9 protein-coding genes and 1 pseudogene are annotated in these 12,698 nt (G+C 72.0%); 6 read left to right on the top strand and 4 right to left on the bottom strand.

The window, feature by feature from the left end; translation table 11 throughout:
* Nucleotides 1-43: 43 nt before the first annotated feature.
* A pseudogene (locus tag B085_RS47330) lies at nucleotides 44-1,054 on the bottom strand (MFS transporter); the annotation flags it as partial.
* Nucleotides 1,055-1,165: 111 nt separating this feature from the next.
* Between B085_RS47330 and B085_RS0123045 the strand changes: the two are divergent.
* Together B085_RS0123045 and B085_RS0123040 are read left to right on the top strand one after the other, a co-directional pair.
* Nucleotides 1,166-1,669, top strand: coding sequence for a DinB family protein (locus B085_RS0123045; RefSeq protein WP_018560958.1), 504 nt, complete (start codon nucleotides 1,166-1,168; stop codon nucleotides 1,667-1,669).
* A 74-nt stretch (nucleotides 1,670-1,743) separates the two neighbouring features.
* A complete protein-coding gene (locus B085_RS0123040) occupies nucleotides 1,744-2,592 on the top strand; it encodes a hypothetical protein (RefSeq protein WP_234018642.1) in 849 nt (282 codons plus the stop codon).
* A gap of 109 nt (nucleotides 2,593-2,701) precedes the next feature.
* Here the strand turns inward: B085_RS0123040 and B085_RS0123035 are convergent, their stop codons facing one another.
* From B085_RS0123035 to rhaI, 3 genes are all read right to left on the bottom strand, one after another.
* Nucleotides 2,702-4,189, bottom strand: coding sequence for a rhamnulokinase (locus tag B085_RS0123035; RefSeq protein WP_018560956.1), 1,488 nt, complete (start codon nucleotides 4,187-4,189; stop codon nucleotides 2,702-2,704).
* Between the two features lie 139 nt (nucleotides 4,190-4,328).
* The gene (locus B085_RS0123030; protein WP_018560955.1) at nucleotides 4,329-6,374 is read right to left on the bottom strand and encodes a bifunctional rhamnulose-1-phosphate aldolase/short-chain dehydrogenase; all 2,046 of its coding nucleotides are present in this window, start codon (nucleotides 6,372-6,374) and stop codon (nucleotides 4,329-4,331) included.
* A 50-nt stretch (nucleotides 6,375-6,424) separates the two neighbouring features.
* Entirely contained in the window at nucleotides 6,425-7,591 is a 1,167-nt protein-coding gene (rhaI, locus tag B085_RS0123025; protein WP_026251338.1) for an L-rhamnose isomerase, read from the bottom strand.
* Nucleotides 7,592-7,904: 313 nt separating this feature from the next.
* On the opposite strand from rhaI, the gene B085_RS0123020 reads away from it, so the two are divergent.
* From B085_RS0123020 to rhaS, 4 genes are all read left to right on the top strand, one after another.
* On the top strand, nucleotides 7,905-9,425 hold the full coding sequence (locus B085_RS0123020; RefSeq protein WP_018560953.1) for a sugar ABC transporter ATP-binding protein: 1,521 nt from the start codon (nucleotides 7,905-7,907) through the stop codon (nucleotides 9,423-9,425).
* Nucleotides 9,426-9,427: 2 nt separating this feature from the next.
* On the top strand, nucleotides 9,428-10,477 hold the full coding sequence (locus B085_RS0123015) for an ABC transporter permease (protein WP_051102146.1): 1,050 nt from the start codon (nucleotides 9,428-9,430) through the stop codon (nucleotides 10,475-10,477).
* A complete protein-coding gene (locus tag B085_RS0123010) occupies nucleotides 10,470-11,501 on the top strand; it encodes an ABC transporter permease (RefSeq protein WP_018560951.1) in 1,032 nt (343 codons plus the stop codon). The genes B085_RS0123015 and B085_RS0123010 overlap by 8 nt, the downstream gene beginning before the upstream one ends.
* 110 nt (nucleotides 11,502-11,611) lie before the next feature.
* Nucleotides 11,612-12,697: a rhamnose ABC transporter substrate-binding protein gene (gene rhaS / locus B085_RS0123005; protein WP_018560950.1), complete on the top strand. Its 1,086-nt coding sequence runs from the start codon at nucleotides 11,612-11,614 to the stop codon at nucleotides 12,695-12,697.
* Nucleotide 12,698 lies beyond the last annotated feature (1 nt).

Genomic DNA, 12,698 nt, shown 5'->3' with positions numbered 1-12,698 from the left:
TCACGGCCACGGTCGCGGCGAGCCCGTAGGCGTTCGCCGTCCCGAAGGCCCGCCCCACGCGGCCCTCGTCGACCGCCGTCATCAGCAGCGTCCGCGAGGCGATGCGCGCCTGCCCGAAGACGAACGCCCCGGCCGGGACGAGCAGCAGCAGCCCCGTCACCCCGCACCGGGGCTGCAGCGCGAACAGCAGGGCGCAGACCGTGAAGCCGGCGAACGCGAGCCGCAGATCCCCCAGCCGGGCGCCCGTCCGCCGGTAAGCGGCCGCCGCCAGCAGGAAGCCGGCGCCTCCGAGCGCGTCCACCGCGCCGACGACGGCCGGGCCCCGGTGCAGTTCGGCGATGACCAGCACCGGCATCAGGGCGTTGAAGACGGTCACCACCGCACTGCCCTGGGCGTACAGTACGACCAGCGGCCCGTGCGGCCCCCGCGAGGGGACCGGCCGCGCCGTGGGGACCGCTGCGGCGGAGCCCACGGCGGCGGAGCGCCCCGGCCCGCGCCCGGTCGCCAGGACGAGGACGGCGGAGGCCACGAAGGTCGCCGCGTTGAAGACGAACAGCGGGGCGGGCCCGGCGTACTGCAGGGCGATACCGCCCACCGCCGCCGACAGCAGCATGCCGCTCTGCAAAGCCATCTCGTACCGGGCGTTGAACCGCCGCAGCCGGTCCTCGGGCACGCGTTCCCTGATCAGTGCCGCGCTCACCGGCACGAAGAGCGCGGACGCCACCGCCAGCGCGAGGTTGCTGCCGTAGACGACCGCCCCGAGCGGCCGGCCCGGTGCCGTCCCGAGCGCCAGCGCCAGGGCGACGACGGCGCTGAGCAGGTCGCAGCCCGCCCACAGCGCCCGCCGGTCGAAGCGGTCGGCCATCCGGCCGGCCAACGGCGACAGCACGGCCTGGGGGACGGCGACGGCGATGAACAGCCAGCCCACGTCGAGCACCGAGCCCTCGGCGCGCACGATCAGCAGGGCCGCGGCGATCAGCTGGATGTTGTTGCCCAGGGAGGTGATGAACACGGCGGGCAGGAGGAGTCGTTGAGTGCGTCCGGTGGTGGTCACGGGGACCGATGGTCCCGCTCTCCGCTGACATCCGCTGTCAGGGGGACGCCGTGGGGCGCCCCCCGGTTAATCGGTGGACATGCCGCCCTCGCTCCCGACAGCATTCCGGCGATGACGAGAACCGACACACCCACCGCCTGGGACGAGCGCTCCGCGCTGACGACCCTCCTCGACTACGCCCGTGACACCGCCCGCGCCAAGTGCGAGGGCGTCACGCCCGAGCACGCCCGCAGCGCCCCGCTCCCGGCTTCGCCGCTGATGACGATCAGCGGACTGGTCAACCACCTCCGCTGGGTCGAGTACTACTGGTTCGAGGTGGTCTTCCTCGGCGGCGAGGACGAGGGCCCCTGGACGGAGGAGGACCCCGACCGCGAGATGCGGATCGCCGTGGACCTCCCTCTCGCCGACGTGCTGGCCGACTACGAGGCGCACACCGCCCGTTACCGCGAACTCGTCGCCGGGCTCGACCTGGACGCCGTCGCCAGGCGCCCCATCCGCGACGGCCGCCACCCCAACCTTCGGTGGATCCTGCTGCACCTCGTGGAGGAGACCTCCCGCCACAACGGCCACCTCGACGTCCTGCGCGAACTCGTCGACGGCACCACGGGCGTCTAGCGCTGTCAGCCGTCCGCGATACCGTCCACAGCGAACACACAAGATCGACCACGAACGACCCAGGGGTGGGCAGCATGAGCAGCGGGACCAAGTACATGAGGCAGAAGCGGCGGATACGCGTGGCCGCCACGGTGGGGGCCGCCGCCGTCGCGCTGGCCGCGACGGCGGGCTGCGGCGCCGCGCGCGACACCGCGGACGCCGTGAGCAGGACGGACTCGATCGCCCAGATCCTCTCCCGCGTCACCAGCCAGACGGAGAAGGTCGGCTCGGCCAAGGTCGACATGTCGACCGACCTGGGTCAGGGCAGCCCCATCACGATGAAGGGCACCTACTCCTGGGGGAAGGGCGTCGCGTACGACGTCATGATGGACACCTCGGCGGCTCAGATGCAGCCGCTGCAGGACGACCCCGAGCTGCGGGCGCTGATGGTGGACGGCGCCTACTACTACAACGTCGACCCGCAGCCCGCCGGCCTGCTGAAGGGCAAGCACTGGCTGCGTGTCGACGTCTCGGCGGTCCTCGGCAAGGCGGGCGCCGCCGCGGTCGCGAAGAGCGGGGACCCGACAGCGGGGCTGCGCTACATCGGGCTGACCAAGGACGTCGAGGACCTCGGGGAGCAGTCGATCCGCGGCCGCGAGGCCCGTCACTACCGGGCGACCCTCGACAAGAGCCGCCTGGGCAACCTGGGGAAGTCGCTCTCGTCCTCCGAGGAGAAGAGCATCTTCAACTCCGCCACCGGGCCGCTGGACGAGATCACGATCGACGTCTGGGTGGACGGCAAGGAGCTGCCGGTGCGCATGGTCCAGGTCATGGGCAAGGCGAAGGTGACCATCGACTTCCTCAAGTTCGGCGGCACCAAGGCCGTCACCGCGCCCCCGGCGTCCGACACGGCCGACTTCAGCTCGCAGTTCCCCTCGCAGTAGCAGGGCCGAGGCACTGATCGCGACCGTCGACGAGATCGCCGAGATCCCGCGTGCCCTGCGCCAGGGCGCCGAGGTCACCCGCTCGGCGGGCTGAACGCGGCGCCGCCCCTCAGGGCCGCCGCGCCGCGCCGAACTCCGCCAGCCGCGCCGCGGCCGCGTCCCAGGCCCGGCCGTCCGCGGCCGGCTCGTACGTGCGCAGCGGCTGGGTGGCCGCGACCAGGGCGCGCATCGCCGCCAGTCCGTCGGGACCGTCGCCGACGGCGCCGTGGGCGCGGGCCTGGACGAGGATGTTGCCCAGGGCCGTGGCCTCGGTGGGGCCCGCGACGACCGGGAGGCCGGTGGCGTCGGCCGTGAACCGGCACAGCAGTTCGTTGCGGGAGCCGCCGCCCATGAGGTGCACGCGGTGGATGTCCCGGCCAGCGAGTTCGGCGGCCTCGCGCAGGGTGCGGCGGTGGGCCAGGGCGAGGCTCTCCAGGATGCAGCGGACGACCGCCCCGTGCGACTGCGGGGGCCTCTGGCCGGTCCGGAGGCAGAAGGCAAGGATCCGGGCCGGCATGTCGCCGGGCGCCAGGAACCCGGGGTCGTCCGGGTCGATGAGGGCCGCGAAGGGCTCGGCGGCCGCGGCCACGGCGAGCAGTTCCTGCAGGGGCAGGCCCTCCCCCCGCTGCTCCCAGGTGCGGCGGCACTCCTCCAGCAGCCACATGCCCATGATGTTGCGCAGGTAGCGGATGGTGCCGTCGATGCCGCGCTCGTTGGTGAAGTTGGCGAGTCGCGAGGCCTCCGTGAGGACCGGGGCCTCCAGCTCGAGACCCGCCAGCGACCAGGTGCCGCAGGAGATGTAGGCGAAGTGCGGCCCCGTGGCCGGGACCGCCGCCACCGCGGAGGCGGTGTCGTGCGAGGCGACGGTGACGACAGCGGTGTCCGCCGGAAGCCCGGTGTACGCGGCCACGTGGGGCAGCAGCGTGCCGGCGTGGGTGCCCGGGCGGCGCAGCGGCGGCAGCAGGCCCCGCTCGATGCCGAGCCGGCCGAGGAGTTCCTCCGACCAGGTCGCCGTGCGCGCGTCGAAGAGGCCGGTGGTGGAGGCGTTGGTCTCCTCGGCGCCGATGGCGCCGGTGAGCCAGTGGGTGAGCAGGTCGGGGATCATCAGCAGCGTCCGCGCGGCGGCGAGCTGCGCGCCCTCGCGGGCCGCCGCCAGCTGGAAGACCGTGTTGAAGGGCAGATGCTGCAACCCGGTGACCCCGTACAGCTCCTGCGGGCCGATGTCGTCCCTGACGCGGCCTGCGACGTGCTCCGTCCTGCTGTCGCGGTAGTGGTGGGGGATCCCGAGCAGGGCGCCGTCCGCGTCGAGCAGCCCGTAGTCGACGGCCCAGCTGTCGATGCCGACCGACGTGACGCCGTCACCGGCCCGGGCCGCCAGGCGCAGGCCGTCCAGGCTCTCCCGGAACAGGGCGAGGACGTCCCAGTGCAGTCCGGTGGGCAGCCGGACGGGGGTGTTGGCGAAGCGGTGCACCTCGTCGAGGGCGAGGTGGTCCGGGCCCACCCGGCCGAGGATGACGCGGCCGCTGGTGGCGCCGAGGTCGATGGCGGCGAATGGCACGTGGGCCCCTCGTGTTCTGGTCGTTCGGGTCGGAGCGACGGGTGCGGTCGGTGCGGCGCGGCGCACCGCGGGGGGTTCGGTGGGTGGTACGGGTGCGGGGGAGCCGGCCGGCCGGCTCCCCCGCGTGGTGCGGACGGCGTCAGCGCAGGAAGGCCGCGGCCACGCCCGCGTCGACCGGGACGTGCAGGCCCGTGGTGTGCGTCAGTTCGCCGCCCGTCAGGGCGAACACCGCGTTGGCGACGTGCTCGGGGAGCACCTCGCGCTTGAGGATGGTGCGCTGGGCGTAGAACTCGCCGAGCTTCTCCTCCGGCACCCCGTACGTCGCGGCGCGCTGGGCGCCCCAGCCCGAGGAGAAGATGCCCGAGCCGCGGACGACCCCGTCGGGGTTGACGCCGTTGACGCGGATGCCGTGCTCGCCGAGTTCGGCGGCCAGCAGGCGGACCTGGTGCGCCTGGTCGGCCTTGGTGGCGGAGTAGGCGATGTTGTTGGGGCCGGCGAAGACCGCGTTCTTGGAGGCGATGTAGACGATGTCGCCGCCGAGTTTCTGCGCGATGAGCACGCGGGCCGCCTCGCGGGAGACGAGGAAGGAGCCGCGGGCCATGATGTCGTGCTGGAGGTCCCAGTCGCGGGCGGTGGTCTCCAGCAGGGGCTTGGAGACGGAGATGCCCGCGTTGTTGACCACCAGGTCGACGCCGCCGAAGGCCAGCAGGGCCTCGTCGAAGGCGGCCCGGATGGCGTCCTCGCTGGTGACGTCCACGGTGACCGCGACCGCGCGGTCCGGGCCGCCCAGGTCCTTCGCGACGGCCCGCGCGTTGTCCGCGTCGAGGTCGGCGACGACCACGCAGGCGCCCTCCGCCACGAGGCGGTGCGCGATGGCCTTGCCGATGCCCGAACCGGCCCCGGTGACCAGGGCGATACGGGTGGCCAGCGGCTTGGGCTTCGGCATCCGCTGGAGCTTGGCCTCCTCCAGCGCCCAGTACTCGATGCGGAACTTCTCCGCCTCGTCGATCGGGGCGTAGGCGGAGACGGCCTCGGCGCCGCGCATCACGTTGATCGCGTTGACGTAGAACTCGCCCGCGACGCGCGCGGTCTGCTTGTCCTTGCCGTAGCTGAACATGCCGACGCCGGGAACGAGGACGATCGCCGGGTCCGCGCCGCGGATGGCGGGGGAGTCCTCGGTGGCGTGCCGGTCGTAGTAGGCCTGGTAGTCGGCGCGGTAGGCGGTGTGCAGCTCCCGCAGGCGGGCCACGGCGTCCTCGAGCGGTGCCGTCGGGGGCAGGTCGAGGACGAGGGGGCGGACCTTGGTGCGCAGGAAGTGGTCCGGGCAGGAGGTGCCGAGCGCGGCCAGCCGGGGGTGCTCGGCGTGCGCGAGGAAGTCCAGGACGGGCGCGGAGTCGGTGAAGTGGCCGACCTGCGGACGGTCCTGGGAGGAGATCGCCCGCAGGACCGGGGCGAGGGCGGCGGCCCGGGCCCGGCGCTCGGCCTCCGGCAGCGGCTCCCAGCCGGCCAGCGGCGCGCCGAACGGGTCCCGCCTGCCGTGGCGCTGCAGGAACTCCTCGGCGGTGCGGATGATCCACAGTGCGTTGCGCTCGCACTCCTCGGAGGTCTCGCCCCAGGCGGTGATGCCGTGACCGCCCAGGATCACCCCGACGGCCCGCGGGTTGGCCTCCTTGACGGCGGCGATGTCGAGGCCGAGCTGGAAGCCGGGGCGGCGCCACGGCACCCAGGCGACCTTGTCGCCGAAGCACTCCTGGGTGAGCTTCTCGCCGTCCGCGGCGCAGGCCAGCGCGATGCCCGAGTCGGGGTGCAGGTGGTCGACGTGGGCGGCGTCGACGAGGCCGTGCATGGCCGTGTCGATGGACGGGGCGGCGCCGCCCTTGCCGTGCAGGCAGTAGTCGAACGCCGCGACCATCTCGTCCTCGCGCTCGGGGCCCGGGTAGACGGCGGTCAGGGCGCGCAGCCGGTCCAGCCGCAGCACGGCGAGGCCGGCCTCGGTGAGCGTGCCCAGGTCGCCGCCCGAGCCCTTGACCCACATCAGGTCCACGGCGCCGCCGGTGACGGGATCGGTGGCGGTGGCCTTGGCGGAGGCGTTGCCCCCGGCGTAGTTGGTGTTGCGCGGGTCGGCGCCCAGGCGGTGGGCGCGCTCCAGCAGTGCGGCGACTTCCGGATGGGTGGCGGATGCCATGGGGGTGTCCTTCGGGAGGGGAGGAACGAGGAGGAGCGGGACGGCGGTGCCTACGCGCCCCAGCCGGCCTGGGTGCCGCCGACGCGGTCGGCGACGATGTGCTCCTGCCAGCCGGAGGCGTGGTAGGCGGCGACGGGGTCTGGGGCCAGGCCCCGCTCCTCGCGCACCTCGCGCAGCAGCGGCCGCACGTCGGTGTTGTACGCGTCCATCAGGGCGGCGTTGGCGGCGAGGACGTCACCGGAGCGCTGCGCCTCGCCCAGGGCGTCGAGGTCCACCAGGAGTGCCTTGGCGGTGGCCTCCTGGACGTTCATCACCGAGCGGATGACGGCGGGGATCTTGGCCTCGATGTTGTGGCACTGGTCGAGCATGAAGGCCACGCCGGTCTCGGCCTCGAGGCCGCGGTTCCTGGCGACCTCGTGCAGGATCCGGAAGAGCTGGAAGGGGTCGGCGGCGCCGACCATCAGGTCGTCGTCGGCGTAGAAGCGGGAGTTGAAGTCGAACCCGCCGAGCTTCCCCTGGCTCAGCAGGAAGGCGACGATGAACTCGATGTTCGTGCCCGGCGCGTGGTGACCGGTGTCGACGACGACCTGCGCCTTGGGGCCGAGCTTGAGGCAGTGCGCGTAGGCGGTGCCCCAGTCCGGGACGTCGGTGGTGTAGAACGCCGGCTCGAAGAGCTTGTACTCCAGCAGCATCCGCTGGTCGTCGCCGAGACGCTCGTAGACCTCGGCCAGGGCCTCGGCGAGCCGCTCCTGACGGCCCACGATGTCGTCCTGGCCGGGGTAGTTGGTGCCGTCGGAGAACCAGAGCTTGAGGTCGCTCGAGCCGGTGGCGTCCATGATGTCGACGCACTCCAGCAGGTGGTCCGTGGCCTTGCGGCGGACCCGGGGGTCGGGGTGGCAGACGCTGCCGAGCTTGTAGTCGTCGTCCTGGAAGACGTTGGAGTTGATCGCGCCGAGCTCCAGGCCGCGCTCCTTGGCGTGGGCGCCGAGCGCGGTGTAGTCCTCCACCCGGTCCCAGGGGATGTGCAGGGCCACCTTGGGGGCGACGCCGGTGAACTCGTGCACCTTGGCCGCGTCGTCGAGCTTCTCGTACGGGTCACGGGGCACCCCGGCCTGGGCGAAGACCTTGAAACGGGTGCCGGAATTGCCGTAACCCCAGGACGGCGTCTCGATCCGCTGGGCTGTGAGTGCGGCCTTGACGGCTGCGATGTCAGGCATGTCCACCTCGGATGGCTCGGTGAATCGGCTCAGTGGACCGGGCTTCCAGTGAATCGATTCATTCGGCTGTGAAGCTATCCACGTCCACCGCGGGTCGTCAAGGGGTCTGCCGGTCCGGATCCCCGTTATTGAATCGTGTCATCCGTCCCACGAAAGCGCGTTGTTGCTGTTCGTGCGGTGTTGTCAGGGCTGTTACCTGCGGGTTTCGCGAGGGTGCAGGTCAGGGGGGCGAGGCGGCGGCTCTTGACGCCTCCGCAGGGCGGGGCTAGCTTCCCGGCAACTCCGTTGAAACATTTCATAGCAGGAGGGCGCAATGACGCACCCCGAACCGGAGACCACTCCGGTGCTCGCGCTCGAGGGGGTGAGCAAGTCCTTCGGTGCCGTTCGCGCACTGCGCGGTGTGTCGCTCCGGCTGCACGCCGGTGAGGCCCACGCCCTGGCGGGCGAGAACGGCGCCGGCAAGTCGACACTGATCAAGACCCTCGCGGGTGTGCACCGCCCGGACACGGGCACGGTGCTGCTCGACGGCCGGCCCGTGGAGTTCCACGGCCCGGGGGACGCCCGTGACGCGGGGGTCGCCGTCATCTACCAGGAGCCCACGCTCTTCCCCGACCTGTCGGTGGCCGAGAACATCTTCGTCGGCCGGCAGCCGCGCCGTTCGCTCGGCAGGGTCGACCACAAGGCCGTGCGCGAGGCCGCGGCCGACCTCTTCCGCCGCCTCGGCGTGGACCTCGACCCGGAGCAGCCGGCCCGCGGACTGTCCATCGCCGACCAGCAGTTGGTGGAGATCGCCAAGGCGCTCTCCTTCGACGCCCGTGTCCTGATCATGGACGAGCCGACCGCCGCACTCACCGGCAGCGAGGTCTCCCGGCTCTTCGGCGTCGTCAAGTCCCTGCGCGAGCAGGGCGCCGCGGTCCTGTTCATCTCCCACCGCCTCGAGGAGATCTTCGCCCTCTGCCAGCGGGTCACCACCCTGCGGGACGGCGCGTGGATCGCGAGTGAGCCCCTCGACGGGCTCACCGAGGACGACCTGGTGCGCCGCATGGTCGGCCGCGACCTGGACGAGCTCTACCCCAAGCAGGACGCCGAGATCGGCGAGGTCGCCCTCAGCGTGCGCCGGCTCACCCGCGAAGGCGTCTTCACCGACGTCTCCTTCGAGGTGCGCCGCGGTGAGATCGTCGGCCTGGCGGGCCTCGTCGGCGCCGGGCGCAGCGAGGTCGCCCGGGCCATCTTCGGTGTGGACCGCCGGGACGCCGGCGAGGTCGTCGTCGACGGCAAGCCGCTGCGCGGCGGCGCGCCCAGCCTGGCCATGGCCGCGGGCATCGCGCTGGTCCCCGAGGACCGCCGGGCCCAGGGCCTGGTGATGGACATGTCCATCGAGCGCAACATCGGCCTGACCGGCTTCGCCGCCACCACCAAGGGCGGTCTGATGAGCCGTCGCGCCGAGCGCAGCCGCGCCCTGGACTGGGCCGTGCGGCTCCAGGTGAAGTACGCCCGGCTGGCCGACGTCGTCGGCACCCTCTCGGGCGGCAACCAGCAGAAGGTCGTCCTCGCCAAGTGGCTCGCCACCGCGCCCGGGGTGCTGATCGTCGACGAGCCCACGCGCGGCATCGACGTCGGCACCAAGGCCGAGGTGCACCGGCTGCTGTCGCGGCTCGCGGCCGAGGGCGTGGCCGTACTGATGATCTCCTCCGACCTGCCGGAGATCCTCGGCATGGCGGACCGCGTCCTGGTGATGCACGAAGGACGGCTGACGGCCGAGATCCCCAGGTCGGAGGCGACCGAGGAATCCGTGATGGCGGCGGCCACCGGCCGCGTGAGGAGGGCGGCGTGACCGTGACCGCCGACACCCCGCAGCAGATCGCCGCGGACGAACCGACCGCGTCCCGCCGCTTCCTGGACCGGGTGCTGAAACTGCGGGCGCTCGCCGTGCTCGCCGTGCTCGTGGTCATGCTGGCCGCGACCCAGATCTACAACAGCGAGTTCCTCTCCCAGCAGGGCGTCAAGGACCTCCTGCTGAACGCCACCATCCTCGTGCTCGTCGCCGTCGGCCAGGCCATGGTCGTGATCACCCGCAACGTCGACCTGTCGGTCGGCTCGGTGCTCGGCATCTCGGCCTTCGCGGCCGGCACCTACCTGCACGGCGGCGGCAACCCGCTTCTCGCCGTGCTCATCGCCGTCGGACTCGGCGTGCTCTTCGGCCTGCTGAACGGCCTGCTGGTGAGCCTGGGTCAGGTCCCCGCGCTCGTGGTGACCCTGGGCACGCTCTACATCATCCGCGGCATCGACTCCATCTGGGTCGGCTCCCGCCAGATCACCGCGAACGACCTGCCGGAGAGCTTCGTCGACTTCGGCCACGACGGCCTGTCGGTGATCCCCTACCTCGCGCTGCTGACGCTCGCGGTGCTGGTCGCGGCCGGCTACTACCTGCGCAGCTACCGCGGCGGCCGCGACCTGTACGCGCTGGGCTCCAGCCCCGAGGCCGCAAGGCTGGCCGGTGTACCGGTCCGCAAGCGGATCCTCACCGCGTACGTCGTGTGCGGGGCGCTCGCCGGACTCGCCGGCGCGCTCTACCTCGCCCGGTTCGGCAACGTCGACTCCGGCACCGGCAACGGCTACGAACTGACCGTCGTCAGCGCCGTGGTGGTCGGCGGCGTCGCCTTCACCGGCGGCTCCGGCACCGTGTACGGCGCCGCCCTCGGCGCCCTGCTGCTGACCTCGATCAACAGCGTCCTGCCCTCCATCGGCGTCAGCTCGGTGTGGGTGCTGGCCATCGACGGAGTCCTGCTCCTGCTCGCCATCGCCGTCGACCGGATCGTGGCGCTGCGGGTGGCCGGCGTCCTCCGCAAGCGGGCCGCACAGATGAGGAGTGCCCACCATGCCTGAGACCACCAAGGCCCCCGCCCCGCTCGCCCGCCTCGGCGGCGCGGTGCGCTGGGACACCGCGGTCGGCGCCCTGCTCGTCGTCCTGCTGATCTGCTCCTTCTCCTTCGTGGAGAACTTCGGCAACGCCCTGAACGTGTCCTTCCTGATCGGCAACACCCTGCCGATCGCGCTCATCGCGCTGCCGATGACCATGCTCGTCGTCTCCGGCGAGATCGACCTGTCCGTCGGCTCGACCGCCGGCCTGTCCGGCGCCGTGATGGGCGCGCTGTGGAACGGGGGCATGGCGATCGAGACGATCATCCCGCTCTGCCTGCTCCTCGGCGCCCTGTGCGGCCTCGTCAACGGCCTGCTCGTGACCCGGCTCGGCCTGCCCTCGCTCGCCGTCACCATCGGCACGCTCGCCGCCTACCGCGGCATCGCGCAGATCGTGCTCGGCGCCGACTCCGTCACCGACTTCCCGCAGCAGTACCTCGACTTCGGCGCCGGCCGGATCGACGGCACCTTCATCCCGTACGCGGCGATCCCCTTCGCCGTGCTGCTGCTGATCGCCGTCCTGGTGCTGCACGCGACCCCCGTCGGGCGCTCCCTGTTCGCCGTCGGCGCCTCGGAGGAGGCGGCCCGGTTCGCGGGGGTGCGCGTGCGGCGGCTGAAGCTGGCGATGTTCGTCACGACCGGCCTGGTCTCCTCCCTCACCGGCGTCTTCTGGGCGCTGCACTACGCCAGCGCCCGCTACGACAACGCCACCGGCCTGGAACTGTCCGTCATCGCGGGCGTCCTGCTCGGCGGCATCGACTTCGACGGCGGCAAGGGCACCCTGGGCGGCGCGATCGCCGGTGTGTTCCTGCTCGGCGCGGGACAGAACGTCATGAGCCTGCTCAACGTCTCGGCCCAGTCCCAGATCGTCGTCACCGGCGTGCTCCTGGTGATCTCCGTCCTCGCCCCGAGGATCGGCCGCCAGGTCTCGCAGGCCAGGGCGCGCAGGAGGTCGGCCGACAAGGCCCCGGCCGCGCTCGCCGCCTCGTGAACCCCCAGCTCCCCCCGCACACGTCACACGGCACCACCACCCCCCGCAGCACCCCCCGCACCACCTCCCGTCCTCACTCCGGCGCCCGCACCGGCAGCGAAAGGATCACCATGTCCAGAACCCTCACCCGCCGAGCCACCGTCGTCGTCGCCGTGACCGCGGCCGTCGCGCTCGGCGCCACGGCCTGCGGCGGCACCACCAAGAACTCCTCCAAGGACAGCGGTGGCGGCGGCGCCAAGGCGACCGCGTCGGCCGACCCCGACGCGGCGACCAAGAAGGGCCTGACCGTCGCCTTCCTGCCCAAGCAGGTCAACAACCCGTACTTCACCATCGCGGACGGCGGCGGCAAGCAGGCCCTGGACGCGCTGGGCTCCTCCTACAAGGAGGTCGGCACCAGCAGCGGCACCGACACCGCCGGGCAGGTGAGCTACGTCAACACCCTGACTCAGCAGCAGGTCGACGCGATCGCCGTCTCCGCGCAGGACCCGGGCGCGCTGTGCACCTCGCTGAACCAGGCCCGCAAGAACGGCATCAAGGTCGTCACCTACGACTCGGACACCAAGCCCGAGTGCCGCGACCTGTTCGTCTCGCAGGCCAGCTCCGAGGACCTGGGCCGCACCGAGGTGCAGCTGCTCGCCGAGCAGATCGGCTACAAGGGCGAGATCGCGATCCTCTCGGCGGCGCAGACCGCCACGAACCAGAACACCTGGATCGACTTCATGAAGGACGAGCTCAAGGACCCCAAGTACAAGGACGTCAAGCTGGTCAAGGTCGCCTACGGCAACGACGACGCCCAGCAGTCCTTCCAGCAGACCCAGGGCCTGCTCCAGCAGTACCCCAACCTGAAGGGCATCATCTCCCCGACCACGGTCGGCATCAAGGCCGCGGCCCAGTACCTGGCGGGCTCCAAGTACAAGGGCAAGGTCAAGCTGACCGGCCTCGGCACGCCCAACGACATGCGGGCCTACGTCAAGAACGGCACCGTCGACGCCTTCGAGCTGTGGGACCCGGCCAAGCTCGGCTCGCTCGCCTCGTACGCCGCGGTCGCCCTGGCCTCCGGCCAGATCTCCGGCGCCGAGGGCCAGAGCTTCAAGGCCGGTGACATGGGCAGCTACACCATCGGCAAGGACGGCGTCGTGGTGCTCGGCAAGCCGACCGTGTTCACCAAGGACAACATCGACCAGTTCAAGTTCTGAG

This window comes from Streptomyces sp. BoleA5 (assembly GCF_000373665.1).
GTDB lineage: Bacteria > Actinomycetota > Actinomycetes > Streptomycetales > Streptomycetaceae > Actinacidiphila.
This window is presented reverse-complemented; position numbering and strand designations above follow the sequence as displayed.